This is a genomic window from Enterococcus sp. LJL120, assembly GCF_054871765.1.
In genome coordinates this window covers 241,934-267,797 of the sequence record NZ_JBTXLV010000004.1, presented here as the reverse complement: position 1 = coordinate 267,797, position 25,864 = coordinate 241,934, and the positions used below count along the sequence as shown (strand labels likewise).

The 25,864-nt window shown below is 41.2% G+C and carries 18 protein-coding genes; 13 read left to right on the top strand and 5 right to left on the bottom strand.

The features are described 5' to 3' along the window. The first annotated feature begins 15 nt into the window (after positions 1-15). The 6 genes from ACYSNU_RS08700 (at position 16) to ACYSNU_RS08675 (ending at position 6,106) form a co-directional block, all read left to right on the top strand. Positions 16-525: a flavodoxin gene (locus ACYSNU_RS08700; protein WP_461736796.1), complete on the top strand. Its 510-nt coding sequence runs from the start codon at positions 16-18 to the stop codon at positions 523-525. A gap of 22 nt (positions 526-547) precedes the next feature. Then, on the top strand, positions 548-952 hold the full coding sequence (locus tag ACYSNU_RS08695; RefSeq protein ID WP_461736794.1) for a cupin domain-containing protein: 405 nt from the start codon (positions 548-550) through the stop codon (positions 950-952). 33 nt (positions 953-985) lie between these two features. Then, complete coding sequence (locus ACYSNU_RS08690; protein WP_265459184.1) at positions 986-1,300, top strand: carboxymuconolactone decarboxylase family protein; 315 nt, start codon at positions 986-988, stop codon at positions 1,298-1,300. Between the two features lie 266 nt (positions 1,301-1,566). Next, positions 1,567-3,270, top strand: a complete 1,704-nt coding sequence (locus ACYSNU_RS08685) for a hypothetical protein (RefSeq protein ID WP_461736792.1) — start codon at positions 1,567-1,569, stop codon at positions 3,268-3,270. Between the two features lie 81 nt (positions 3,271-3,351). Continuing rightward, a complete protein-coding gene (locus ACYSNU_RS08680) occupies positions 3,352-4,095 on the top strand; it encodes a MarR family transcriptional regulator (RefSeq protein ID WP_461736791.1) in 744 nt (247 codons plus the stop codon). A 274-nt stretch (positions 4,096-4,369) separates the two neighbouring features. Beyond that, positions 4,370-6,106 carry an ABC transporter ATP-binding protein gene (locus ACYSNU_RS08675; protein WP_461736922.1) on the top strand — a complete coding sequence of 579 codons (1,737 nt, stop codon included), beginning with the start codon at positions 4,370-4,372 and terminating at the stop codon, positions 6,104-6,106. A gap of 151 nt (positions 6,107-6,257) precedes the next feature. Here ACYSNU_RS08675 and ACYSNU_RS08670 read toward each other — a convergent pair whose 3' ends face one another. Together ACYSNU_RS08670 and hemW are read right to left on the bottom strand one after the other, a co-directional pair. Further along, entirely contained in the window at positions 6,258-7,073 is an 816-nt protein-coding gene (locus tag ACYSNU_RS08670) for an aldo/keto reductase family protein (RefSeq protein ID WP_461736789.1), read from the bottom strand. Positions 7,074-7,153: 80 nt separating this feature from the next. Continuing rightward, entirely contained in the window at positions 7,154-8,314 is a 1,161-nt protein-coding gene (hemW, locus tag ACYSNU_RS08665) for a radical SAM family heme chaperone HemW (protein WP_461736788.1), read from the bottom strand. Positions 8,315-8,554: 240 nt separating this feature from the next. Here hemW and hrcA point away from each other — a divergent pair, with 240 nt between their 5' ends. The 5 genes from hrcA to ACYSNU_RS08640 all read left to right on the top strand — a co-directional run bounded on the left by hrcA (position 8,555) and on the right by ACYSNU_RS08640 (position 16,578). Next, positions 8,555-9,589, top strand: a complete 1,035-nt coding sequence (gene hrcA, locus ACYSNU_RS08660; protein ID WP_461736787.1) for a heat-inducible transcriptional repressor HrcA — start codon at positions 8,555-8,557, stop codon at positions 9,587-9,589. Between the two features lie 27 nt (positions 9,590-9,616). Next, complete coding sequence (grpE, locus tag ACYSNU_RS08655; protein WP_461736785.1) at positions 9,617-10,159, top strand: nucleotide exchange factor GrpE; 543 nt, start codon at positions 9,617-9,619, stop codon at positions 10,157-10,159. 54 nt (positions 10,160-10,213) lie between these two features. Beyond that, entirely contained in the window at positions 10,214-12,043 is a 1,830-nt protein-coding gene (gene dnaK, locus ACYSNU_RS08650; RefSeq protein ID WP_461736783.1) for a molecular chaperone DnaK, read from the top strand. Between the two features lie 253 nt (positions 12,044-12,296). After that, the gene (gene dnaJ, locus ACYSNU_RS08645) at positions 12,297-13,493 is read left to right on the top strand and encodes a molecular chaperone DnaJ (RefSeq protein ID WP_461736781.1); all 1,197 of its coding nucleotides are present in this window, start codon (positions 12,297-12,299) and stop codon (positions 13,491-13,493) included. A gap of 406 nt (positions 13,494-13,899) precedes the next feature. Beyond that, complete coding sequence (locus ACYSNU_RS08640) at positions 13,900-16,578, top strand: cation-translocating P-type ATPase (protein WP_461736780.1); 2,679 nt, start codon at positions 13,900-13,902, stop codon at positions 16,576-16,578. Positions 16,579-16,705: 127 nt separating this feature from the next. Here ACYSNU_RS08640 and ACYSNU_RS08635 read toward each other — a convergent pair whose 3' ends face one another. Both ACYSNU_RS08635 and ACYSNU_RS08630 read right to left on the bottom strand, forming a co-directional pair. Continuing rightward, positions 16,706-17,443 (bottom strand): amino acid ABC transporter ATP-binding protein, encoded by a 738-nt coding sequence (locus ACYSNU_RS08635; RefSeq protein WP_461736779.1) that lies wholly within the window; start codon positions 17,441-17,443, stop codon positions 16,706-16,708. Between the two features lie 3 nt (positions 17,444-17,446). Continuing rightward, positions 17,447-18,889, bottom strand: coding sequence for an amino acid ABC transporter substrate-binding protein/permease (locus tag ACYSNU_RS08630; protein WP_461736778.1), 1,443 nt, complete (start codon positions 18,887-18,889; stop codon positions 17,447-17,449). A 208-nt stretch (positions 18,890-19,097) separates the two neighbouring features. On the opposite strand from ACYSNU_RS08630, the gene uvrB reads away from it, so the two are divergent. Next, positions 19,098-21,092, top strand: coding sequence for an excinuclease ABC subunit UvrB (gene uvrB / locus ACYSNU_RS08625; protein ID WP_461736776.1), 1,995 nt, complete (start codon positions 19,098-19,100; stop codon positions 21,090-21,092). 172 nt (positions 21,093-21,264) lie between these two features. Beyond that, positions 21,265-24,087, top strand: a complete 2,823-nt coding sequence (gene uvrA / locus ACYSNU_RS08620) for an excinuclease ABC subunit UvrA (protein WP_461736775.1) — start codon at positions 21,265-21,267, stop codon at positions 24,085-24,087. Positions 24,088-24,173: 86 nt separating this feature from the next. Here the strand turns inward: uvrA and ACYSNU_RS08615 are convergent, their stop codons facing one another. Beyond that, the gene (locus ACYSNU_RS08615) at positions 24,174-25,691 is read right to left on the bottom strand and encodes a helix-turn-helix domain-containing protein (protein ID WP_461736774.1); all 1,518 of its coding nucleotides are present in this window, start codon (positions 25,689-25,691) and stop codon (positions 24,174-24,176) included. Between the last annotated feature and the right edge of the window lie 173 nt (positions 25,692-25,864).

The following is a 25,864-nucleotide window of genomic DNA, read 5'->3' as shown; positions in this document are numbered from 1 at the left end:
GGAGTAGCAAGGACAGTGGGAAATGGAGGTGATGTTGTCATGAGTGTGGTCATTTATTTTTCTAAGAGCGGCCAGACAGCTGAATTGGCCGAAAAGATTAGCCAGCAATTGTCAGCCGAAATTGCCGAATTAAAACCGGTTAAGCTGTATCCTGAAAGTTATTCAGCGACAACTACAATCGCTGAAGCCGAAAAGAAGCAAAATTTACGGCCGGCATTTCAACCTTTGCCGATTGATTTGGCCGAGCATCAGGAAATTTTTCTCGGTTACCCCATTTGGTGGGGCACCTTTCCGATGGTGGTGACGACTTTTTTAGAAAAAATGGTTTCCGCTAATCAGATTATTTATCCCTTTGCCACTCATGAGGGCAGTGGTTTAGGTGCCAGCATTGAAAATCTGCAGCAATTGCTTGCCGCCAGTCAAATCAAAACCGGTCTCGCCATTCGCGGCAGTAACGTCAGTCGCTCAGATCGGGCAATTGCCAATTGGCTCCATCAGTACCATTCAGATTGTTTTAAGAAATAAAAAAATTTCGGAGGTTATAGTAATGAAAAACGAAGAAGTCAAAGACGGTATTATTTTTTCAGCAGGAGAACCCAACGATGCTTACGCCCAATATTTTATTGGCCAAAGTTATTTAAATAATTTAGTTACAGATCCCAATGTCAGTGTCGGCGTCGGCAATGTTACGTTTGAACCCGGCTGCCGCAATAATTGGCATATTCATAAAAATGGTTTTCAAATTTTATTAGTGACTGGTGGCGAAGGCTGGTACCAAGAAGATGGCCAGCCGGCGAGAAAATTAGTGCCGGGGGATGTTGTCGTTACCCATGATGGGGTTAAACATTGGCATGGTGCCGCTAAGGATAGCTGGTTTGAACACTTGGCTATTACTGCTGGTCAAGCAGAATGGTTAGAACCAGTTACGGATCAAATTTACGACGCACTTTAAGCAGATAGTTCAATTAAGAGAGGATGATTGATTATGGAAAAACAAACAGCAGGTAGAGATAATTTAGGTGAATTCGCACCGCAATTTGCAGCATTAAACGACGATGTACTATTTGGTGAAGTTTGGGCAAGGGAAAGTCAAATGTCCCCCCATGACCGCAGTTTAATTACCGTGGCTAGCTTGATGACCCAAGGTGTCCCCCAATTAGAAGCCCATTTAAATATTGCGAAGAAAAATGGTGTAACCAAAGAAGAAATCGTCGAATTGATTACCCATTTAGCCTTTTACACTGGCTGGCCTAAAGCCTGGTCTGCCTTCAATTTGGCAAAAGAAATTTATCAAGACTAGATTAAAAATTCCGCAACAAGATACAAAAACAAAATCGGAGAGTCATCTGTAAACAAAAATCATTTTACAGACACTGGCAGTTTTATGACGCCAGTAGATTTCCTAAACTATTAGAAGCCGGCTATCAGTCGGCTTCTTTTTTTCGGAAAATAGTTTACCAATTGTTTACATTTACCCATCTTTTTATTTAACGTCCCTTGTTAGACTAATAGTGGACTATCAGTTAAGCTGTAGTATTCCAGAACTTGGTAAAAAGAGGTGGGCAAATGCAAAAGGGACGGCGAAAAATTTTCTTAGTTTTTTTTATTTTTTCAGTGTTGTATGTTTTGCCGGCTTTTGACTGGCAGCATCTTCAACTGGTTATTTTGCGGGGGGATGACTACGCTTTTCATTTCGGGCGGATTTTTAGTTTGCTGGAGCAATTAAAAGCGAATGGCTGGCAGCAGGAAGTGGCGGTTTTTGGTCATAGTCAGATTTTTTATGGTGTGAATCTTTTTTACCCACCGCTGACTTCAGTTGTACCGATTGCAATTTTATCAGCCTTATTTTATTCAGTTGTCACGGGGCTGTACCTGTATGTCATTCTTTTGACTTTTATCACTTTTTTAATCGCCTATTACACCGCCTGCTATTTGACCAAGCAGGCATTACCCAATTTAAATCGGCAGGCTAGACTTTTTGTCCCCTATATATTCTCATTGCTATATGGTTTTTCCCATTATCGTTTGATTTGTTTTTATGAAAGGATGGCGCTGGGTGAATTTGTGGCGCTTAGTTTTTATCCGCTGATCTTTGCTGGTTTTTATAGTATTTTAAAAGATAACGGTCGTAAAAAACATTGGCTCGTGCTAGGGATGGCGCTCTTGGCATATACTCACATCCTTTCGTTAATTTTGGTTTCGTTAGTCTTAGGCTTGATGTTAATTTTTTACGGATGTAAAAAACAAGTTAATAAAAAAATCATCAGCAACTTTATCCAAGTGGCATTGCTGGCGGGATTATTATCTTTAGCCAGTCTAGTTCCGATGGTTTATCAAATGCTGACCATTGGAATTAATTCCGTTAAAACTTATGATTTGCAGCAGCAGGCCTATAATTTGTGGACGATTCTAGCCAATTCTTTGGATAATTATCTTGGTTATATGAGTTTTGGTTTAGTAATTTCCGTGATTTTAGGCGGTTGCCTGTGGAGTTATTTCAGGAGCCCGACAAATATTTTGCGGCAATCCAGTTTTCTTAAAAACTGTTTTGGTTGGTCGCTAGTTTTCCTCATCAGTTTGACGACCTTATTTCCGTGGCAGTTTTTTCAAAATACGCCAATGATTTTAATGCAGTTTCCGTTTCGCCTGATGCCGTTTTTAGGAATTTTTAGTTATTATTTAGGAGCGGTTCTATTGTCAGATTGGCTAGTAAAACGACACTCAGCAAAACGGCGCCTGCCAGTTTTACTGGCGACGCTTTTAGCGGTGCTGGCGATTGTCAGTGTCGAAAATTTGATTCAAATTCGCGATCCGGCTAATTTAATGCTGTCACAAAAGCAAGTCGAGGAGTCGCAGCATTATCAAGAATATCAAAATCGTGATTATCTGCCGAAGGGCTTAAATCAAACCGAAAAAAAGAATATTTTAAATAAAGTTGGTTTTATTAATCAGCGGGAAACCGTAATGGATTATCAAGGGAACGCCAGCGGAATTGAATTAGATTTAACTTTAACTGCTTCTGAAAATCGGGTGGTTACACCGGTGATTGCCTACAGCGGCTTAGTAGTTATTGACCAGCATCAGCAGAAGGTCAAGACGGTTGTCTCTGACGGCAAAACAATTAGCTTTGATTTACCAGCTGGGCAATATCAGCTGCAAGTCAGCTATCAAAAGCCTTGGCTTCATAAAGCAAGCGAAGCTATCACAGCTTTTACTTTAGTCGGCTACAGTTTTTATCTTGTACGAAAAAGGCCAAAAGAAAATTCTTGACAAAAGTTCGGCACCTAACTATAATCATTTTAGATTTAAGTTAGGTACCGAACTTATTTAAATTGAAAGAAGGAATTTTTAATGAGTAAATTAACCGATCAACTAATGAAACAGCTGCGCTTTGTTGGCTTAGCCAGTAATCAATTTGTCAGTCTAAAGGATGAAAATCTTTCTGGACAAAAACGGGTGCTGCAGATACTATCCGAAGAAGCTGGCTTAGTTCAAAGCCAGTTAGCCGAGATTTTAGATATTCGTCCGAGTTCTTTAGCTGAGGTCTTAAAGAAAATGGAAACCGTCGGCGATATTTACCGCCAAGAAGATAAGCAGGATAAGCGAATCAAGCGGGTCTATTTATCTGAGGCGGGTCGCAAAAAAGCAACCGCCTTGACCTATGGACAAAATCGTAGTGAAGCCTTTTTCAAAGGCTTGAACGAAGCGGAACAGTTGGAATTACAAGAGCTGCTGGAAAAAATTCCAGAAGGCTGGGAGGAAAAATTTCAAAGGGAGGCACCTCGTTTTATGGACCCACTGGATCGTTTGCAGGTGATGCAAAACTTCCGTCAGCAGTTTGAAGATCAGTGGGGACAAGATTGGGACCAGCTGAGCCCAGAGGAATTTCGAAAATTACGGAAAAACATGCGCCGTGAGATGAAGCAACAGGCCTTCCAGCATCGTCGGGAAATGAAAGACTTTGGCCGTAACTTTGGTCGTCAATTTCCAGGTAATTTCTGGGGCAACCCGGAAGATTGGCAAGAATATGCCGATTCGTCTGATAAAAAGAAACCTGCGGAAAAAGATTCCGAAGACGAGTGGCAAGATTTTTAAAAATTTTAACTAAAACTGTGATTGAATCCTTAAAATTTTTTTTCGGCTATTGGAGATTAGTTTAAGACTAACTAATTGTTGTAACGGAAATTACTTCGATGATTGAAATTAGGCAGTCTATCAGCTGATTCAAAATTCATTTTGGTATGAATATCTCACGATTAAAAAATTATTTTTAGGCTTTAATGTGCAGTTTCAAATCAAGCGGCGATCCGCTTGACTGACTAGGAGGATAAGTAAAATGGCAGACAGAGGAACCGTCGTAAATGAAGAAATGCCAAAGGAAAAAGTCATTAAAATTGGTGATTTTTTAAAATTTATTAACAGTGTCAACCCACGAAAATCTTTATTTCTGCTGGGGATGCTCTTGAGTTTGGTAACTTCCGGTGCCAGTCTAATCGTACCCCAGCTAACAAAGGGTTTGGTCGATACCAGTGTCTTAACCAGAATTGATACGAAAATGCTGGTGACACTTTTGCTGGCCTTTGTTGCTCAGTTAGGCTTTGGGACTTTGGGAGGCTTTTTCCTCCGTTATGTCGGGGAAGAATCCGTCAAAAAATTGCGGGAAAATTTGTGGGACCACCTGTTGCACTTACCCGTAGGTTATTTCGATGAAAATAAATCCGGTGAGAGTAGCTCTCGCTTAGTTAATGACACTTCCGTTATCAAAGATTTAGTGACCTCTCAATTTCCCAGTTTTATCACTGGTGGCATTCAATTGGTGGGCTCGTTAATTATTTTAGTCTGGATGGATTGGAAAATGGCGGCTTTAATTTTTACCGCAGTTCCGCTAATCGCCTTAATTATGTTGCCTATTGGCCGGATGATGTCAAAAATCGGCCGGCAATTACAAGCAGCCACAGCTGAGTTTAATGGCGAGGCCAGTGAAAAATTATCGGAAATTCGTCTAATTAAATCCAGTAATGGCGAAACCTATGAAGAACATAGCGGTCGTCGTTTTATTGATAAAATTTTTAAATTAGGGATTAAAGATGCCAAGATAGAAGCCGTTTTGCAACCGATTATGATGACTGTGATGTTGGGGCTGTTTGTCGGAATTCTTGGTTATGGAGCGGTCAGAGTACAGGCCGGCACTTTAACCAGTGGTGAACTGGTGGCATTTTTACTGTATCTTTTTAATATTATTGCGTCAGCCACTAGTTTTGCCTTATTCTTTTCGCAATTGCAAAAAGCTATGGGGGCCACGCAAAGAATTGAACAAATTTTACACACGCCGTTAGAACCAGTCGGTGCGGGTGAAGATTTTGATGTGGTTGGTCAAAAATTGCAAGTCAGAGAGTTATCCTTTTCGTATGATGCACTGCATCCGGTTTTAGAAAATATTTCCTTTGAAGCCAAGCCCAATACCGTGGTGGCTTTTGCAGGACCGAGTGGCGGCGGTAAGTCGACGATTTTTGCTTTATTGGAACGTTTTTATCAACCCACCAGTGGGGCAATTTTAATCGGTGATGAAAATGTGGCAGCCCTTGACTTAGCGGATTGGCGCTCGCAAATTGGTTATGTTTCTCAAGACAGTGCGGTTTTTGCCGGCAGTATTCGCGATAATTTACAATATGGCTTAGACAAGGAATTGCCAGAAGAGGAATTATGGCGGGGCCTAGAGCTAGCCTATGCCGATCAATTTGTCAAAGATTTTCCTGACCAATTGGAAACAGAAATTGGCGAACGAGGCGTCAAATTATCTGGTGGTCAAAAACAACGGATTGCCATCGCCCGAGCCTTTTTGCGAAATCCCAAAATATTGATGTTGGATGAAGCGACTGCCAGTTTAGATTCTCAGTCTGAAGAAAAAGTTCAACGCGCATTAGATTCCTTGATGGAGGGGCGCACCACTTTAGTAATTGCCCATCGCTTGTCTACCATTGTGGATGCTGACCAAATCTATTTCATTGAAAAAGGCCAAGTCACGGGACATGGCACTCATGCAGAATTAATAGTCAGCCATCCCCTATATAGCACATACGTACAAGAACAAATTGTTAACGCATAAAAAAGGTTACAACATAAAGTAAGCAAGAATTTTTCGAAGCAGTCCAGTCAAGGCTGCTTCGCTTGTAAATTTGCGGTAAAGAATTGCTAACCGCAAATCTACAAGGGAAGTCGAAAAATTTTTGTCAAACTAATTATGTTGTAACCTTTTTTTAAAAATTATCTAATGTTGCCATATCCTCAGGGGTGATTTCAAAATCGACTTTGGCATTGTCGATAATATATTTTTCGTGGACTGATTTTGGTAATGGTAAGATATTTTTTTCCAGTAGGTAACGGATCGCTAACTGAGGAATACTCTTGTCATACTTATCAGCAATAGCTTGTAATTCGGTATTGCCCAATAAACGGCCAGTGCCAATCGGTGAGTAGCCTTCAACTAGGACATCATTGTCTTGGCAAAAAGCAACCAGTTGGTCATCAGTTCGACCAATATGATAGATAAATTGATTGGCCATTGGCTTCATCGTACCGTGGTCAAAAATATTTTGCAAATCATCAATGCTAAAGTTGGAAACGCCGATTGCTTTGACTTTGCCATCTGTGTAAGCTTCTTCTAAAGCCCGCCAGACCTCTAAATTTTCTTTTTTAAAATCATTGCCGCCACTGTCCCGCATCAAAGACCAGGGGCGAGGGGCATGAATCAAAATCAAGTCAATATAACCAAGGTCCAATTCCTTTAAAGAATTATCAATGCTTTTCACAGCTTCTTGATAGGTTTTTAATTCAGCTGGTACTTTAGTAGTGATGTAAACTTCTTCCCTTGGTAAACCAGATTCCCTTACCGCTTTACCGACTGCGTCTTCATTGTGGTAAGCCGCCGCTGTATCAATGTGGCGATAACCGTTTGCTAAGGCAATTTTGGAAGCTTCATAGGCTTCCGCTACACTGGATTGCCAAGTGCCTAAAGCCAGTTTCGGAATTAGGTTTCCATTGGCTAAACGAAAATTTTCTGTTAAGACTGTCATATAAATCCCTACTTTCAATTTTAGTTACAAATTAAGTATAAAACTTAGAGTGGGCTATAAGTCAATTGTTTTGATTGTATTTAATCGTCTAACAGGAACCGCTCAAAGACATCATTTCCCAAAAATAAGCCTTCCTCTGTTAGAGCCAGATAATCTTCTTGTTGCACTAATAAATTTTCTTGAATTAATTCTTCAATGACCAGTCCATAAACTGAATCTAATGACACTTGAAATTTTTCAGCAAAATGAGCAGGCGAAATGCCTTGGCGTTTTCGCAACCCTAAAAACATTTCTTCTTCCATCTGGTTATTGCGGCTCAATTTTTCTTCTTCACGAATCGGTAGCTGATTGTCTCGTAAAGGCGCTAAATAATGCTGAATTGGGCCATGATTTTTATAGCGGATATTGCCGAGATAACCACTAGCACCTGCCCCCAGACCGAAATAATGTTCGTTGTTCCAATAAACTAAGTTATGTTGGCTTTCCTTGCCGGGAATTGCAAAATTACTGACCTCGTATTGTTGCCGATTGCCAGTTGCCATCAGTTCAATGGTTTCAGCAAACATCTGGCTTTCAATATCTTGATCTGGTAATTCCAACCGACCTTGCCGCACCCAATTCATAAACATGGTTTTATTTTCTAAAATTAAAGAATACAACGAGTAATGGGGCAAATCCAATTCAATTGCCCGCTGTAAGGTATCACGAAAGCTTGCCAAGGTTTGTCCCGGCAGCGCATAAATCAAATCGATGCTAACATTTTCAAAATTTTCCTTTTCTAAAAAGGCCATCGTTTCATAGACATCGGCAGCGGTGTGTTTGCGACCAATTTTTTTCAGTAATTTATCATCAAAGGTTTGTACGCCCATTGATAAACGGTTTACTCCGTAATTTTTCATTACCTGTAATTTTTCTTGAGTTAAATCACCGGGATTAGCTTCAACGGTAAATTCATTTTGATCATTGAAGGGCAGCAGCTCCCTCACGCCGGCTAATAAGCGATCCAATTGTTTTGCAGAGAGGGAGGTAGGCGTTCCACCACCAATATAGAGAGTAGCCATTTCTTCAACTGGGAAACGCTCTTTCGTCAATTGAATTTCTTTTAGTAATGCTTCAATATATTCATCAACCGGCTGACCTTCTAGAAAAACTTTATTAAAGTCACAGTAATAGCAAATATGCTCGCAAAAAGGAATGTGTAAATAGGCTGAGACCGGTTGTAAAATTTTTTTTGTTTCCATCGTTTGGACTCCTCGTGGTTCAATTTCTTTGTAAATAGTACCATACTTTATTTAGACTTAATATAGAAGAAACTTTTCCAATGATTGAAATTATCTGAAAAAAAGCAATTAGCACTCGGATAAAACAAGTGCTAATTTTTGCATCGTTTTCCTTGACTTCTCTGGAGAATATGGTATATTAATACTTGTGTTAGCACTTGATAGTTAAGAGTGCTAAAACAAATGATGAAGGTGATTGAGATGTTAACAGACAGACAAAAAAATATCTTACGGCTCATCATTCAGAATTATACCGAAACTGGATTACCCGTCGGCTCGAAAAAGTTGATGGAGGAGGGCATCTCAGCCAGTTCTGCAACAATTCGCAATGATATGAAGGCGTTGGAGGAGCATGGGTTATTACAAAAGACCCATTCATCTTCAGGAAGAATTCCTTCCTTAGCCGGTTATCGTTATTATGTGGATTATTTGTTGGAACCGACTCAAATTGCCAACAATGATGTCTTGAAAATTCGTCAATCCTTTAAAAAGGAATTTCACGAAATTAATGAAATCATTGAAGGCTCTGCTGAGGTTCTAGCCCAATTGACCAGCTACACGGCATTTTCTTTAGGTCCTGAAGTTAAGGAAAGGAAATTGACCGGTTTTCGGATTGTCCCTTTAAATGATCGCCAAGTCATTGCTTTGATTGTGACGGACAAAGGCAATGTCGAAAACCAAATTTTCAAAATTCCTGAAGGAGTTACCGGTGAGGATTTAGAAAAAATTGTTCGAATTATCAATGATAAATTAGTCGGCGAACCTTTGTTGACAGTTTACCATCGGTTGCGGACAGAAATTCCGATGATTCTTCACAAGTATTTCCAAACGACGGACGGATTGGTCAGTTTATTTAATAGTATGCTAGGCCAAGCCTTTGAAGAAAAAGTTTACGTGAGCGGTCGAATGAATTTGTTAGATTTTAATCCTAGTCAAGATTTGACAGAATTTAAATCAGCCTATTCATTTATGAAGGATTCGGATGAATTGAGTCAGCTCTTTGTACCAGCAGAGGGTGGGATTTCAATAAAAATTGGTTCTGAAATCGGGAATAATTTATTAGACAATCTAAGTCTGATTCAAGCGACCTATGATATTCAAGGTCACGGTCGGGGCATGATTGCATTATTAGGACCGACGAGCATGCCTTATTCGAAAATGTTCGGCTTAGTGGATGTGTTCCGCCAAGAACTTGCCGATCGTTTGGAGGATTACTACCGGGAATTAGACGGTTAACCAATGAATAGAAGGGAAGTTTATACGATGGCAGAAAAAGACGAAGAATTAAAAGAGCAACCTGAAAATCTTGAAGAAGCGGATGCCAATCAAGAATTAGTCGAAGAAGTCGAAGTTTTAACAGAGCTGGAAAAATTAAATGCTGATTTTTCTGATATGGAGGATAAGTTTTTAAGAGCTCGGGCGGAAATCGCCAATATCACCAACCGCAATCGCAGTGAAAGAGAAACGATGCAAAAATATCGTTCCCAAGACTTAGCAAAAAAAGTCTTGCCATCTCTAGATAATTTGGAGCGGGCTTTGGCAATTGAAGTGGATGATGAACAGGGTGCCAGTTTGAAAAAAGGCATTATGATGGTTTTGGAAAGTTTGCAAGTTGCTTTGAAGGAAGAAGGCATCGAAGAAATTTCTGCAATGGGAGAAACCTTTGATCCTAATTTACATCAAGCTGTCCAAACGATTCCAGCCAATGATGACGCTCCAAGCGAAACGGTTGTTGAAGTTTTGCAAAAGGGCTATAAATTACATGACCGCGTGTTAAGACCAGCGATGGTTATTGTGGCTCAATAAAAAAGCTATTCTAAAAATAAAAGATAAAAAAGTTACAGTGAGGAGAAATTAATTATGAGTAAAATTATCGGTATTGACTTAGGTACAACAAACTCAGCAGTTGCAGTTCTTGAAGGCGGCGAAGCAAAAATTATCGCCAACCCAGAAGGCAACCGCACAACACCATCTGTTGTTTCATTTAAAAATGGTGAAATTCAAGTAGGTGAAGTAGCAAAACGTCAAGCAGTGACTAATCCCAACACAATTGCTTCTATCAAACGTCATATGGGTGAAGCTGGCTACAAAGTCGAAGCAGAAGGCAAATCTTATACACCACAAGAAATTTCAGCAATGATTTTACAATATATCAAAGGTTTTGCTGAAGATTACTTAGGGGAAAAAGTTGAAAAAGCTGTTATTACTGTTCCTGCATACTTCAACGATGCCCAACGTCAAGCAACGAAAGACGCTGGTAAAATTGCCGGTTTAGAAGTTGAACGGATTGTCAATGAACCAACAGCAGCCGCTTTAGCTTATGGTTTAGATAAAACAGATAAAGATGAAAAAATCTTAGTCTTTGACCTTGGTGGTGGTACCTTTGACGTTTCCATTCTTGAATTAGGCGATGGCGTCTTTGATGTATTATCAACTGCCGGTGACAATCACCTAGGTGGGGATGACTTTGATAACAAAATTATCGACCACATGGTTGCAGAATTCAAAAAAGAAAACGGTATTGACTTAGGCAAAGATAAAATGGCTTTACAACGGTTAAAAGACGCTGCTGAAAAAGCTAAAAAAGATTTATCTGGTGTGACTAGCACACAAATCAGCTTGCCATTTATCACAGCTGGCGACGCTGGACCTTTGCACTTGGAAATGACTTTAACCCGCGCTAAATTTGATGAATTAACTTTAGATTTAGTTGAAAGAACCAAAGTACCAGTACGCCAAGCTTTAAAAGATGCTGGCTTATCTCAATCTGAAATTGATGAAGTAATTTTGGTTGGTGGTTCAACTCGGATTCCAGCAGTGGTTGAAGCAGTCCGCAAAGAAACGAATAAAGAACCAAATAAATCAGTGAACCCAGATGAAGTAGTTGCGATGGGGGCTGCCATTCAAGGTGGTGTCATCACTGGTGATGTGAAGGATGTCGTTTTATTAGACGTAACTCCATTATCATTAGGTATTGAAACAATGGGTGGCGTCTTCACTAAATTAATTGACAGAAATACAACAATCCCAACAAGTAAATCACAAGTCTTCTCAACAGCGGCTGACAACCAACCAGCAGTTGATATTCATGTCCTGCAGGGTGAACGGCCAATGGCAGCAGACAACAAAACTTTAGGACGCTTCCAATTAACGGATATTCCACCAGCACCTCGTGGTATTCCACAAATCGAAGTTTCATTTGATATCGATAAAAATGGTATCGTAAATGTTTCTGCGAAGGACTTAGGCACGCAAAAAGAACAAACAATCACGATTAAATCTTCTTCAGGCTTATCTGATGATGAAATCGAACGGATGGTTAAAGATGCTGAAGCAAATGCTGATGCTGATAAAGCTCGTAAAGAAGAAGTTGATTTACGTAACGATGTCGATGCTTTGTTATTCACAGTCGATAAAACATTGAAGGAGCTTGAAGGCAAAGTCGATGCTGACGAAGTCAAAAAAGCGGAAGATGCCCGTGATGAATTGAAAGCAGCCGTTGAAGCGAACAACATTGAAGAAATGAAGACTAAACGGGATGCGCTAAACGAAATCGTGCAAAATCTATCAGTAAAACTTTATGAACAAGCAGCACAACAACAAGCAGAAGCTGACCCAGAAGCAGCTCAAGGCGGCGCTGATGATGTTGTCGATGCAGATTTTGAAGAAGTTGACGGTGACAATAAATAATGTTTAACCAGCAGCTAGTCTGCTAAGTTGTTTGAAAAGCCAAAGCTTCTGCTTTGGCTTTTTGATTGGTATTCGTCTATTTAAGAGCCACCAATATTTTTAGGAGAATGCGGTGAAACTGTTCAGATTCTCTAATAAATATGGTATGATAATTTGGATTCGTAAGACGGATTTAATTGAGACAATCAGGAAAAATAATGAGTGAAGCGTAAATCAAGGATTTGTAAGCAGATTTACGTCAAGGAGGAAGCCGATGGCAACGAAAAGAGATTATTATGAAGTGCTCGGACTGACCAAAGGGGCAACAGATGATGAGATCAAAAAAGCCTACCGAAAACTTTCTAAACAATACCATCCCGACATTAATAAAGAAGCGGATGCTGAAGACAAATTTAAAGAAATTTCTGAAGCCTATGAAATTTTAAGCGATCCTCAGAAAAAAGCAGCCTACGATCAATACGGTCACGCAGGAACTGATCCAAATTATGGTGGCGGCGCTGGCGGTTTTGGTGGCTTTGGTGGTTTCGGCGGCGGTGGCGGCGGTGGCGGCAGCTACAGTAGCGGCGGCTTCGGCGGTTTTGAAGATATTTTTGATTCTTTCTTTGGCGGCGGTGGTCGCAGCGTCGATCCCAATGCCCCAAGACAAGGAGCCGATTTACAATACACGGTTGATTTAGCTTTTGAAGATGCGATTTTTGGGACTGAAAAAGAAATCAAATACAATCGTGAAGAAGTGTGTCACACTTGTAACGGAAATGGTGCTAAGCCAGGTACGCAACCTGTGACTTGTCATAAGTGTCATGGTTCCGGTTCAATTAATGTTGAACGCCAAACACCACTAGGCCGGGTCATGAGTCGTCAAACCTGTGATGTCTGCCACGGAACTGGTAAAGAAATTAAAGAACCATGCCCAACTTGTCATGGTTCAGGTCATGAAAAGCAAGCCCATTCCGTTAAAGTGAACGTACCTGCCGGTGTAGAAGACGGTCAACAAATGCGTCTGCAAAATCAAGGGGAAGCCGGTACCAATGGCGGACCTTATGGCGATTTATATGTGGTCTTCCGTGTCGAAGAAAGTGATATTTTTGATCGCGACGGCGGCGAAATTTTCTATGATTTGCCTTTGAGCTTTGTTCAGGCAGCCTTAGGAGATGAAGTCCAAGTACCGACTGTTCACGGAGATGTAAAAATGAAAATTCCCGCCGGCACTCAAACTGGTAAAGAATTTCGTTTAAGAGGCAAGGGAGCGCCGAGATTACGGGGCAATGCCAACGGTGATCAACATGTGACGGTGCGGATTATTACACCGAAAAACTTAAACGACAAGCAAAAAGAAGCGTTACGAGCATTTGCAGATGCTGGTGGCGATTCCCAAGTCAGCGAGCAGCAGGAAGAGGGCTTCTTCGATAAAATGAAGGACGCTTTTGGCGGCGGCAAAAAGAAAAAATAATTTTGTAAAGAATTTACATTAAATGTTCAAAGAAGTTTTGTTAGAGAGAAAGTTTAAAATTGTTTTCTCTAGATAGAATTTCTTATGATTTACACGAATCGTTATTAAACTGGCGGCACAGCAGCTTTTGAAGTGATTCCTTCAAAAATTCTGTGTTTGAAAAAAAGTTGACAGGCTGCATCTGTTGCTTTTGGCCACTAACTTCGTTATGATAACGAATATAGAAATACGTCCTTAGGGGAGTAATCGGTGGTCGTTAAAGGCCGCGGTAATATCAACAGTTAGTCAAAATTTTTTGGCTGGTATTAACCTGAAACGATGAGACTTAAGATAAACCTATTTGGTTTGTCTTAAGTCTCTTTTTGTCTCTAAGGAGCTATTTCAATAAAAAATTTGGAGGAAACAATTGAAAAAAACAGCTTATCAAGAGGAAATAACAAATTTATATGAGACATTAGCGACGAATCCCACTGGCTTAACCAATCAAGAGGCGGCAGAACGGCTCGCCAAAGATGGCTTGAACCAACTACCGGAAGCGCCGAAAAAATCGGTTATCAAGTTATTTTTAGAAACCTTTAAAGATGCGATGGTGATTGTTTTACTGATTGTTTCCTTCGTACAGGTCTCGATGGGCGCCCATATCGAAGCGATTGTTATCTTCGCTGTCTTAATGCTGAACTCTTTAGTCAGTGTCATTCAAGCAAAAAAAGCGGAAGGTTCACTGGAGGCTCTGAAAAAACTTTCGGCGCCTGTGGCCAGTGTGTTACGGGATGGTAAAGAAGAACAAGTTCCCGCCAATAAAATTGTTGTCGGTGACATTGTTAATCTGGAGGCCGGTGATTATATTCCGGCGGATGGCCGTTTGATTGAGGAAAACAGTTTAAAAGTTGACGAAGGGATGCTAACGGGAGAATCCGTGCCTGCTGAAAAAATGGTGGGAACTTTAGCTGATAAAGTTGCTATCGGCGATCAAGATAATATGGTTTTCAGTGGCACAATTATCACGAATGGTCGAGGAAAATTTTTAGTAACAGCGACCGCTGGAGCTACTGAGATTGGTCAAGTAGCAGCCCTATTGGAAAATACCACGGAAAGTAAGACGCCTTTACAACGAGGCTTAGATCGTTTCAGTAAAAAATTAAGTATCTGGATTTTAGTTTTATCGCTGACAATTTTAGGAATTCAACTAGCTCGGTTATTTTTCGGCGATAACGCTGGGGTTGCCACAGAAGATATTGTCAATGCGTTTATGTTCGCGGTGGCAGTGGCAGTAGCCGCCATTCCTGAGGCGTTACAATCGATTGTCACGATTGTCTTGTCTTTGGGCACAAAGAAGATGGCCAAGGAAAATGCAATTATCCGCAAGCTGGCAGCCGTAGAAACATTAGGTTCCACGAGTATTATTGCCACAGATAAAACCGGAACCTTAACCCAAAATAAAATGACGGTGGTCGACTTTTATTTACCCGTCGGCAAAACTGGCGAATTTACCAAGGATTCGCAAAACTGGACAGTCGATGAAGAACGCTTATTGCAAATTTCTACTTTGACTAATGATGCCATTATTACCGAGGCCGGCCAAAAATTAGGTGATCCAACAGAGATTGCCTTAGTAGATTTTAGTCAGAAGCTAGCATTGTCGGCTGCTGATTTGCGAAAAAGATATCCCCGCAAAGGTGAATTGCCCTTTGATTCTGCTAGAAAATTAATGTCGACACTCCATCAGATTGACGGTCAGGATTTACTTTTAGTCAAGGGTGGACCAGATATTGTTTTCGGCCGCTCAAGTAAAATTTTATTGAACGGTCAGGTGCAGCCTTTAACTGCTGATTTGCAAAAACAATTACAGCAGCAAAACGAAAAATTTTCTAAACGAGCATTGCGGGTCTTAGCCTTTGCCTTTAAGCCAATTAATCATACCGAAATCACCTTAGAAGATGAAAATGAATTGATTTTGGTGGGGCTGCTGGCGATGATTGATCCACCACGAAAAGAAGTCTATCAAGCAGTCAAAGACGCCAAGTCTGCTGGTTTGAAAACAATTATGATTACTGGCGACCACAAAACGACAGCCGTGGCAATTGCCAAAGAAATCGGCATTTTCTCAGAGAATGACACTGCCTTAACGGGGACTGAATTAGATGAGTTATCTGAGGATGCTTTGATGGAAATTTTAGATACGGTGACTGTTTATGGTCGGGTGTCACCAGAAAATAAAATTCGAATTATCAAAGCGTGGCAGTCTAAAGGAAATATTTCGGCGATGACCGGCGACGGTGTCAATGATGCACCGGCTTTAAAGCAGGCAGACATTGGCATTGCCATGGGAACTGGAACAGATGTAGCAAAAGATGCAGCCGCCATGGTTTTAGCGGATGATAATTTTGCTTCCATTATTAAAGCGGTCAAAGTCGGGCGCAACGTCTTTGACAATTTGAAAAAGGCGATTGCGTATCTGTTTGCCGGTAATTTAGGGGCAATTATTGCCATTCTTTTTGCCTTAATTATGGATTGGAGCAATCCCTTTACAGCTATTCAGCTGCTTTTTATCAACTTAATTAATGATTCTCTGCCGGCGATTGCATTAGGAACGGAAAAAGCGGAGCCAGATGTTATGAAGCGGGCACCCAGAGACCCTAATGCCGGCATTTTAAGCGGCAAGACTTTTGTCTCAGTGGCCTATCGAGGAATTTTAATTGGATTGGCTGTGATTATTGCTCAATATATCGGAATGCAATATTCAGAAGGGGTGGGTGTGGCGATGGCCTTTTCAACGCTAATCTGGAGCCGGACTTTCCAAACTTTAGCGGCCCGTTCCAATATTCAAACCTCTTGGCAGGTTGGCTTCTTTTCAAATAAAATGGTCGTGTTAGCGATGAGCCTCTGCGCTGTTTTATATAGCGTAACTTTATTGCCAGGAATTCGGGAAGTCTTTGATATTCCGACTGATTTCAGTTTGCTACAGGTTGGTTTTTGTATTGCGTTAGCAGTCGTTGCCACCTTTTCAATGGAGATTACCAAGCTGGTGTTGGGCTATCTTAACCGCCGTCAAGAAGCAGGCGTCAAAAAATATTCAAAAGCTTAACAGACTGCAAAGAAAACTATCATATAAATTGTTTTATAAAAGAAGCGCCCGAGGACCGACAGGACCTCAAGCGCTTTTTATTATCGTTCGGGTGCTTAACTTTTCTGCAAAAGCTCGCCCTTTTAAATTAAATATTTAAAACTTTATCTAAGAAATCTTTGGTCCGTTCATTTTGCGGATTTTCGAAGATTTGTTGCGGTGTACCGTCTTCTAAAAAGTTGCCGCCGTCGATAAACATCACGCGATTCGCTACCTCTTTGGCAAAGCCCATTTCGTGGGTAACAATCACCATAGTCATTCCTTGCTTGGCTAATTTCTTCATAACATTTAAAACATCACCAACCATTTCCGGATCTAGTGCTGAGGTCGGTTCATCGAAGAGCATAATGTCCGGCTTCATGGCTAAGGCCCGGGCAATCGCCACCCGTTGTTTTTGACCACCGGATAAGCTGTCAGGATACACGTCTTTTTTATCAGACAAGCCGACCGTTTCCAATAATTTTAAGGCCCGTTTTTCTGCCTCTGCTTTGGTTTCTTTTTTGACATCAGTTGGAGCTAAAATAATATTTTGCAGCACCGTCAAATGGGGAAATAAATTAAAATGCTGAAAAACCATACCGATATGCTGGCGCACTAAATTGATATTGGTATCCTTATCCAACAGATGGGTGCCATCAATCACGATATCGCCACTCGTTGCTTCTTCAAGGCGATTCAAACAGCGGAGGAATGTACTTTTTCCTGAGCCTGAAGGACCGATGACGCAGACCACGTCGCCTTCTGCAATCGCAACATTAATATCATTGAGAACAGTATTTTCACCGTATTTTTTGATTAAATTTTTCACTAGAATTTTTTCTGCCATTGTTTACACCTTCTTCTCTAGACGTTTTGCTAATTTGGTTAAGGCGGTAATCACAATCAAGTACATCACAGCGATGATAAAGTAAACCCGACCACCTTGACCGTTACGGGCAACGATAATTTTACCAGTTTGTAGCAATTCGATGACGCCGATAACAGAAATAATCGTCGTATCCTTTAATGAGATGACAAACTGATTGACGAAGGAAGGAATCATAATCCGAATCGCCTGCGGCAAAATAATTTTTTGCATGGTTCGCGTATAAGGTAAACCTAGACTGCGGGAGGCCTCCATTTGACCAATCGGCACCGCATTAATTCCGCCACGAACAATTTCCGCAATATAAGCACTGGCGTTTAAAGTCAGGGTGATAATGCCGGCGATAAAATCTGGAATGGTGAAAGGCAGGCCGAAGAAAATAAAGTAAGCCAAAACCATCATTGGAATACCGCGAATAATATCAACATAGACACCGGCAAACATTCTTAAAGGTTTAACCGGCGAAACACTGAACAAGCCGATAATAATGCCGACAATCATCGCTAAGGCGAAGGAAACAATTGCTAACCAAATTGTTTGCCCCAAGCCCTTTAAAAGGGCCGGATAGTTATTTTGAATTAAACCCCATAAAGTTGACTCATCCGCCGTAGTACCTGAGGTTGCGACATCTACTTCGCCATCTTCACCGGTTGAGATGTAGTTGGCAACAATTTCATCGTATTCGCCGCTAGCTTTTAATTTCGCTAAGCCTTCATTGAACATTGTCAGCAACTCTTGATTTTCGCCTTTTTTAACGGCGAAAGCATAGGAATTACTTTCTTGACGATCGCCAACAAGTTTAAAATCTTGCCCGTTTGCAATAGCATAGCCTAACACTGGATAATCATCAAAAATTGCCTGCAGCGTGCCATTGTTGATTGCTCCGTATAAAGCATCAGAGGCATCATAGAGCTTGATTGAATAGCCATATTCATCGGCATTATTTTCTAAGAAAGTTGCGCTTTGGGTTCCAATTTTAGCACCGACGACTTTTCCGTTTAAATCTTCGTACCCGGTAATCTCGTCATCATTCCCTAAAACGGCCATTTGAATACCACTGTCAAAATATGTATCGGAAAAATCAAAAACCTGCTGACGTTCTTCGGTAACGCTCATACCAGCGATCATGCCATCCAACTGACCGGCTTGCACACCTTGAACAGAAGGATCAAACCCCATAGGTCTCAAATCATAAGTGAAATCTTCTTCTTCGGCAATGGCTGCCAGTAGTTCAATATCAATACCGACATAATCGCCTGAGTCATTTTGAAATTCAAAGGGCGGGAAGGTGATATCTGTGCCGATTTGATAATGATTGCTGGCAGCTTTTGCCGTTGTTCCGCCCAAAAAAGCTCCCAACGCCAACAGCAACATAACGAAACTCAATAAATATTTTTTTCTTTTCATGTCTAACCTCCAAAATTTCTACATCTGAAAAATTATATGCTATTTTTAACAAAAAAAAAAGTCGCTGATTCCAGAAAATTTTCAAACTTGAAATTTTTTCGTAAGACTGAGGGTTTTTTCTTAAAAATCATAGCTTAAAAATGGCGAAAGTATGTTCGCTATGATATACTATTTCCAGTGAAAATTTCTATTTTGAGGAGGCAGAAAAATGTTGGAGCGAGATACCTCCCGTCAGTTTAATTTGGTGTCAAAATATCAACCGGCTGGCGATCAGCCTGAAGCAATCAGCCAATTAACTGAAGGCATTATTGATGGAAAGAAAGCCCAAGTTCTTTTAGGGGCGACCGGGACCGGCAAGACCTATACAATTTCTAATTTAATCAAGGAAACCAATAAGCCCACCTTAATTATTGCCCACAATAAAACTTTGGCGGGCCAATTATACGGCGAGTTTAAAGAATTTTTCCCTGACAATGCCGTGGAATATTTTGTCAGCTACTATGATTATTATCAACCGGAAGCCTATGTGCCCTCAAGTGACACTTATATTGAAAAAGATGCCAGCATCAATGATGAAATTGATAAGCTGCGGCATTCGGCCACCAGCTCTTTACTGGAAAGAAATGATGTGATTGTTGTTGCGTCAGTTTCTTGTATTTTTGGTTTAGGTTCACCGATTGAATATAGCCAACAGGTTGTTTCCTTACGAGTTGGAATGGAGCTGGAACGCAATCAGCTTTTGACGAACTTAGTAGATATTCAATTTGAACGCAACGATATTGATTTTCAGCGGGGTCGTTTTCGAGTTAGAGGAGATGTTGTGGAAATTTTCCCAGCCTCAAGAGATGAACGGGCGTTGCGGATTGAATTTTTCGGTGATGAGATTGAACGGATTCGTGAAGTCGATGCATTAACCGGCGAAATTTTAGCCGATACTGAACACGTGGCAATCTTCCCGGCAACTCACTTCGTTACCAATGAAGAACATATGCAGGTAGCAGTCAATCAAATTAAAGATGAATTGGCGGACCGCTTAGCGATTTTACGGAGTGAAAATAAGTTATTAGAAGCCCAACGCTTAGAACAGCGAACCAATTATGATATCGAAATGATGTTAGAGATGGGTTACACTTCGGGAATTGAAAATTATTCCCGCCATATGGACGGTCGTAAAGAAGGAGAGCCACCATATACTTTAATCGACTTCTTCCCGGATGATTTTCTCATCGTGATTGACGAGTCCCACGTGACGATGCCGCAGATTCGCGGTATGTACAACGGCGACCGGGCCCGCAAACAAATGTTAGTGGACTACGGCTTCCGTTTACCTTCAGCTTTAGATAATCGGCCATTACGTTTAGAAGAATTTGAAGAACATGTCAATCAAATCGTTTATGTTTCGGCGACGCCGGGACCTTATGAAGCGGAACAAACCGATACAGTAATCCAGCAAATTATTCGGCCGACCGGTTTATTAGATCCAGTAATTGAAGTGCGGCCGATTATGGGTCAGATTGATGACCTAGTTGGTGAAATCAATGAGCGAGTTGAGAAAAATGAACGGGTCTTTGTCACGACACTGACGAAAAAAATGTCTGAGGATTTAACCGACTACTTTAAAGAAATGGGTATCAAGGTGAAATATCTTCACAGCGATATTAAAACCTTGGAACGGACAGAGATCATTCGTGATTTGCGCTTAGGGGAATTTGACGTGCTGGTGGGAATCAACTTACTAAGAGAAGGACTGGATGTCCCAGAGGTCTCCTTAGTTGCCATTTTAGATGCGGATAAGGAAGGCTTCCTGCGGAGTGAGCGGTCGTTGGTGCAAACGATTGGCCGGGCTGCCCGTAACTCTGAAGGTAAAGTGATTATGTACGCCGATAAGATGACGGATTCCATGCAGCGGGCGATTGATGAAACGGCTCGCCGTCGTAGCATTCAAGAGGCTTATAATGTCGAGCACGGAATTGAGCCGAAAACAATTATTAAAGAAATTCGTGATTTAATTGCTATCACGAAGGTCGCTGAAGAGGTGACGGGTTATGATACGTCCGTTTCTCTAGCGGATATGAATAAAGAAGAACGGGAAATGTTCTTATTGAAACTCGAAAAAGAAATGAAGGATGCTGCTAAGGCTCTTGATTTTGAAACAGCCGCCAATCTGCGGGATACGATTCTGGAGATTAAAGCTGGCGAATAAATACGCGCCGCCGACATAGGAGGAAACGTTGCGCCTGCCTTCTGTGTCGGATTGTTTTTTGCGTGTCAAACAGTCGCAACTAGTTAAGTTCAGAAATTAAAATTTTTTTCTGATGAGTGCTACAATGATGAAGATGCTTTGCAGGAATTTTTGGAAATGGAGAAGTGATACTATGGCAAATGATAAAATTGTCATCCACGGCGCCCGCGCCCATAATTTAAAAAATATCGACGTAACGATTCCCCGAGATAAATTGGTGGTGGTCACCGGTCTTTCTGGTTCAGGGAAGAGTTCCTTAGCCTTTGATACTCTTTATGCTGAGGGGCAGCGCCGCTATGTCGAAAGTTTATCTTCTTACGCACGGCAGTTTTTAGGTCAAATGGATAAACCGGATGTCGATAGCATTGATGGCTTGAGTCCTTCAATTTCGATTGACCAAAAAACCACCAGCAAGAATCCTCGTTCAACGGTCGGCACGGTCACAGAAATTAATGACTATTTACGGCTCTTATATGCTCGAATTGGTCATCCGATTTGTCCTAATGATGGAACGGAAATCACTAGCCAATCAGTTGAACAGATGGTCGATCAAGTGTTGGAATTGCCGGAACGGTCGCGGATTCAAATTTTGGCGCCGGTTGTGCACGGCAAAAAAGGCCAGCATAAAAAAGTTTTCGAAATGATTCAAAGAGAAGGCTATGTGCGGGTTCGTGTTAACGGCGAAAACTATGATGTCAGCGAAGTTCCCGAATTAGAAAAAAATAAGAAACACAATATTGAAATCGTAATTGACCGGATTGTTATTAAAGAAGGTATTCGCTCCCGTCTGTTTGATTCCTTTGAAGCAGCGTTGCGTTTAGCAGATGGCTACGCGGTGGTGGATGTGATTGGCGAAAAAGAAATTCTCTTCAGCGAACATTATTCTTGTCCTTACTGTGGCTTTACCGTAGGCGAATTGGAGCCCCGCTTGTTTTCATTTAATGCGCCTTTTGGAGCCTGCCCTGAATGTGACGGACTAGGGATGAAATTGGAAGTCGATATTGACTTAGTGATTCCTGATCAAGATAAAACTTTACGGGAAGGGGCCATTTTACCGTGGAACCCAATCAGCTCGCAGTATTATCCGGAGATGCTAGCCCAAGCAGCAGAGGGCTTTGGCATTGACTTAGACATGCCCTACAAAGATTTGCCAGAAGAACACCGGGATATTATTTTAAACGGCTCTGGTGATGACATGTTCCATTTCCATTATGAAAATGAGTTTGGCGGCGTGCGGGATGTGGAAATGCCATTTGAAGGTATTCTGCGGAATATTTCTCGGCGTTATGAACAAACTGCCAGTGATTTCACCCGCAATCAAATGCGGCTGTATATGACGGAATTAGCTTGTCAATCTTGTAAAGGCTATCGCTTAAATCCACAGGCATTGTCGGTGAAGGTTAATCAAAAAAATATTGGTGAAATCAGCGAACTGTCGGTAACAAAAATTTTAGACTTCGCCCAAGGCTTAACCCTCAGTGAGCAAGAGGTGATGATTGCTAAACCGATTTTAAAGGAAGTCGACGATCGGCTGACTTTCTTAAAAAATGTTGGCTTGGATTATTTAACCTTAAGTCGAGCTGCCGGCACCTTATCCGGCGGGGAAGCGCAACGGATTCGTTTGGCGACGCAAATCGGCTCCAATTTGTCCGGAGTGCTTTATATCTTGGATGAGCCTTCCATTGGTTTGCATCAGCGGGACAATAACCGCCTGATTGATTCTCTTAAAAAAATGCGAGATTTAGGCAATACCTTAATTGTCGTTGAACATGACGAAGATACGATGATGGCAGCCGATTATTTAATTGATGTCGGTCCCGGCGCTGGGGAACAAGGCGGTCAAATTGTCGCAGCGGGTACACCGGCGGAGGTTGCTAAAAATCATGAGTCTATCACTGGACAGTATTTATCTGGCGACAAAGAAATTGCCGTGCCGAAGAATCGCCGTAAAGGTAACGGCGGCAAAATCCGGATTACCGGTGCAGCTGAAAATAATTTGAAGAACTTAAGCGTGGACTTTCCGTTAGCAACATTTACAGCAGTGACTGGGGTTTCAGGTTCAGGCAAATCAACCTTAGTCAATCAAATTTTGAAAAAGGCTTTGGCGCAAAAAATTAACCGTAATACTAATAAGCCCGGCAAATACAAAACGATTTCAGGCTACGAAACGATTGAAAAAATTGTCGACATCGACCAAAGTCCAATTGGTCGCACGCCTCGGAGTAATCCGGCGACTTATACCAGTGTCTTTGATGATATCCGGGATTTATTTGCGAAAACCAATGAAGCCAAAGTCCGGGGCTATAAAAAGGGCCGCTTCTCCTTTAATGTCAAAGGTGGCCGCTGTGAAGCTTGTCGGGGCGATGGAATTATTAAAATTGAAATGCATTTTCTACCAGATGTTTACGTCCCTTGTGAAGTCTGCCATGGCAAACGTTATAATTCTGAAACGTTAGAAGTGCACTACAAAGGGAAAAATATTGCTGAAATTTTAGAGATGACTGTTGAAGAGGCGGTTGAATTCTTCCAACATATTCCTAAAATTCACCGGAAGCTGCAAACCATTCTGGATGTTGGTCTAGGCTATGTGACTTTGGGACAACCAGCTACAACTTTATCCGGCGGGGAAGCCCAACGGATGAAATTGGCCAGTGAGCTGCACCGAATTTCAAACGGCAAGAATTTTTATATTTTAGACGAACCAACTACCGGCCTGCATACCGACGATATTGCCCGCTTGCTACAGGTTTTACAAAGACTAGTGGACGCCGGCAATACAGTCTTAGTGATTGAACATAATCTAGATGTTATCAAATCAGCTGATTACATCATTGACTTGGGTCCAGAAGGCGGCGATGGCGGCGGCACAATTTTAGCCACCGGTAGTCCGGAAAAAATTGCCAAGTCGAAAGACAGCTACACCGGCTATTATTTGAAGAAAGTGATGGAAAAATAGCTCTTACTCGTAAACAAAAAAACGAACTGCTTTTATCGGAGGATTTCCTTTACAGGGAGCCTTTTGCTATTAGCAGTTCGTTTTTTTTAAGCTGAGTAGCGGGCGTTTTGATTGGTCGTATAATTCAGTAGCAATTTTTGAACATTGGCCTTTCGCTGTTTTTCAATTTCAATCCGTAAACCAGCAATGCTGCGGTAGGTGGGAATGTCTTCTAAGATAATCAGCTTTTCAGGGGGGACGTTAGACATTTGATAATTGGCGGCATAAATATCACAGGCCGGCACATCACAGGCTTTCGCTGAAAAATAATCGCTGTTCATAACCTCCATATTGGCCCGATTGAGAAAGAGACGACCCAAGAAATTTGCTAAAGATTGGGCGTGGACTTTTCCAAGGTCGCTAAAGATTCCGATTTTGACGGTATCCCGCTGCCCTTCAATCAGCATTGGTAAATTTTCCCATTGAATCATCATCTTCGCTAAAATTTCATCATGATAATCTGAAATCCAAGAGATTCGATGACTTCGCTGCAGCTCCTGCAAACAATTTTTAAAAACAGACGAGAAAAACGGATAAGCAGACTCAATCGACAACCTTGAAAAGTAGGCTCGATTGTAGAGCATAAATTTGGGCCCTTGATAAATTTTATGACTGAGATAGGCACTGATAAAACTATTTTTCACACGATTGCGACTGAAATCATCAATCGGAATATCATTTTCCAAAGAAACTTGATCAATTAAATGATTGGCCGCCCGCCGCATCCGATTCGCTTCTTCTTGATTATCCCAAGCAAATTTCCACCATAGAATTGTTTGAATGAAATCGTTTCTTCCCGGCGTATCACTGGCAAAAAAGCTGCGATAATCGCTAGGTAACTGTTGAATATAAAAGTCAAAAAGCTTTTGATAGTCAGTTAAACCGACATCTTCGGGACTGTACTTGTGGAGTGCAGTATGACCTTGTTGGGTTCTCACCAACAGAATAGCTAAACGAAAGCTATAATCATAGACCTGGATTTCATTGACCTCGACCTCAAAATCAGCGGAAATCTGACGAACGAGTTTGAGAAGCTGACTTTGCATGAATTCAAAGGGCCATTTTTTGACTCCATAGGCTTCTGAAAAATAAACTTTAAAAAAGTTGCGAAACTGATTTTCATCGGCAGCAACTAGCGTATAAGGATTTTTTTGCAGCCGAATCCCATGAGCTTTTAAGGCTTTTTCCATCCGTAGACTCATGCGATACAAACTGGAGGTGCTGATAAAGAGCTGATCCTCCCAATATTTGCCGCTTTGATTTGGATTGAAGAAAATCCCCTCCAGTAGTTGAAACTCTAAAGACTCCTGTAAAAAATCCGTATAAATTGTCTGGACCGTTTGATTCTTAGCCTCTGTTAAACTGATTCCCGTGGTGGTATTGTAATCAATTGACACAATCTCTGGCCAATTCTCTTGAAAGTATTCAATATCTGTCAGGACAGTCTTTTTAGAAGTCTTTAGCCGTTGAGCCAAACTCTCTAAATCAATTTTATCTAGCATAACAAAGAGAAGATTTAATAGCGTAATCCGCCGTCTTGTCGTGCTGCTTAACATTTCTTTCATGTGAAACATTCCTTTCCCTAACCAAGGGTGACAACATTTACCAATTTAAAAAGTTAAATAATTTCAGCCTTTTAAAATATAACCGACAACTGCATTTTATTTTTTTACGACCCCCCTTGATAGTCAATAGCTATAGTACGAAAATAATATGTAATTTTTCTTAAGTAATAGCT

Coding starts and splice junctions, on each gene's coding strand:
- ACYSNU_RS08695 (WP_461736794.1), top strand. CDS start 548: ATGAAAAACGAAGAAGTCAAAGACGGTATTATTTTTTCAGCAGGAGAA.
- ACYSNU_RS08690 (WP_265459184.1), top strand. CDS start 986: ATGGAAAAACAAACAGCAGGTAGAGATAATTTAGGTGAATTCGCACCG.
- ACYSNU_RS08685 (WP_461736792.1), top strand. CDS start 1,567: ATGCAAAAGGGACGGCGAAAAATTTTCTTAGTTTTTTTTATTTTTTCA.
- ACYSNU_RS08680 (WP_461736791.1), top strand. CDS start 3,352: ATGAGTAAATTAACCGATCAACTAATGAAACAGCTGCGCTTTGTTGGC.
- ACYSNU_RS08675 (WP_461736922.1), top strand. CDS start 4,370: ATGCCAAAGGAAAAAGTCATTAAAATTGGTGATTTTTTAAAATTTATT.
- ACYSNU_RS08670 (WP_461736789.1), bottom strand. CDS start 7,073: ATGACAGTCTTAACAGAAAATTTTCGTTTAGCCAATGGAAACCTAATT.
- hemW (WP_461736788.1), bottom strand. CDS start 8,314: ATGGAAACAAAAAAAATTTTACAACCGGTCTCAGCCTATTTACACATT.
- hrcA (WP_461736787.1), top strand. CDS start 8,555: ATGTTAACAGACAGACAAAAAAATATCTTACGGCTCATCATTCAGAAT.
- grpE (WP_461736785.1), top strand. CDS start 9,617: ATGGCAGAAAAAGACGAAGAATTAAAAGAGCAACCTGAAAATCTTGAA.
- dnaK (WP_461736783.1), top strand. CDS start 10,214: ATGAGTAAAATTATCGGTATTGACTTAGGTACAACAAACTCAGCAGTT.
- dnaJ (WP_461736781.1), top strand. CDS start 12,297: ATGGCAACGAAAAGAGATTATTATGAAGTGCTCGGACTGACCAAAGGG.
- ACYSNU_RS08635 (WP_461736779.1), bottom strand. CDS start 17,443: ATGGCAGAAAAAATTCTAGTGAAAAATTTAATCAAAAAATACGGTGAA.
- ACYSNU_RS08630 (WP_461736778.1), bottom strand. CDS start 18,889: ATGAAAAGAAAAAAATATTTATTGAGTTTCGTTATGTTGCTGTTGGCG.
- uvrB (WP_461736776.1), top strand. CDS start 19,098: ATGTTGGAGCGAGATACCTCCCGTCAGTTTAATTTGGTGTCAAAATAT.
- uvrA (WP_461736775.1), top strand. CDS start 21,265: ATGGCAAATGATAAAATTGTCATCCACGGCGCCCGCGCCCATAATTTA.
- ACYSNU_RS08615 (WP_461736774.1), bottom strand. CDS start 25,691: ATGAAAGAAATGTTAAGCAGCACGACAAGACGGCGGATTACGCTATTA.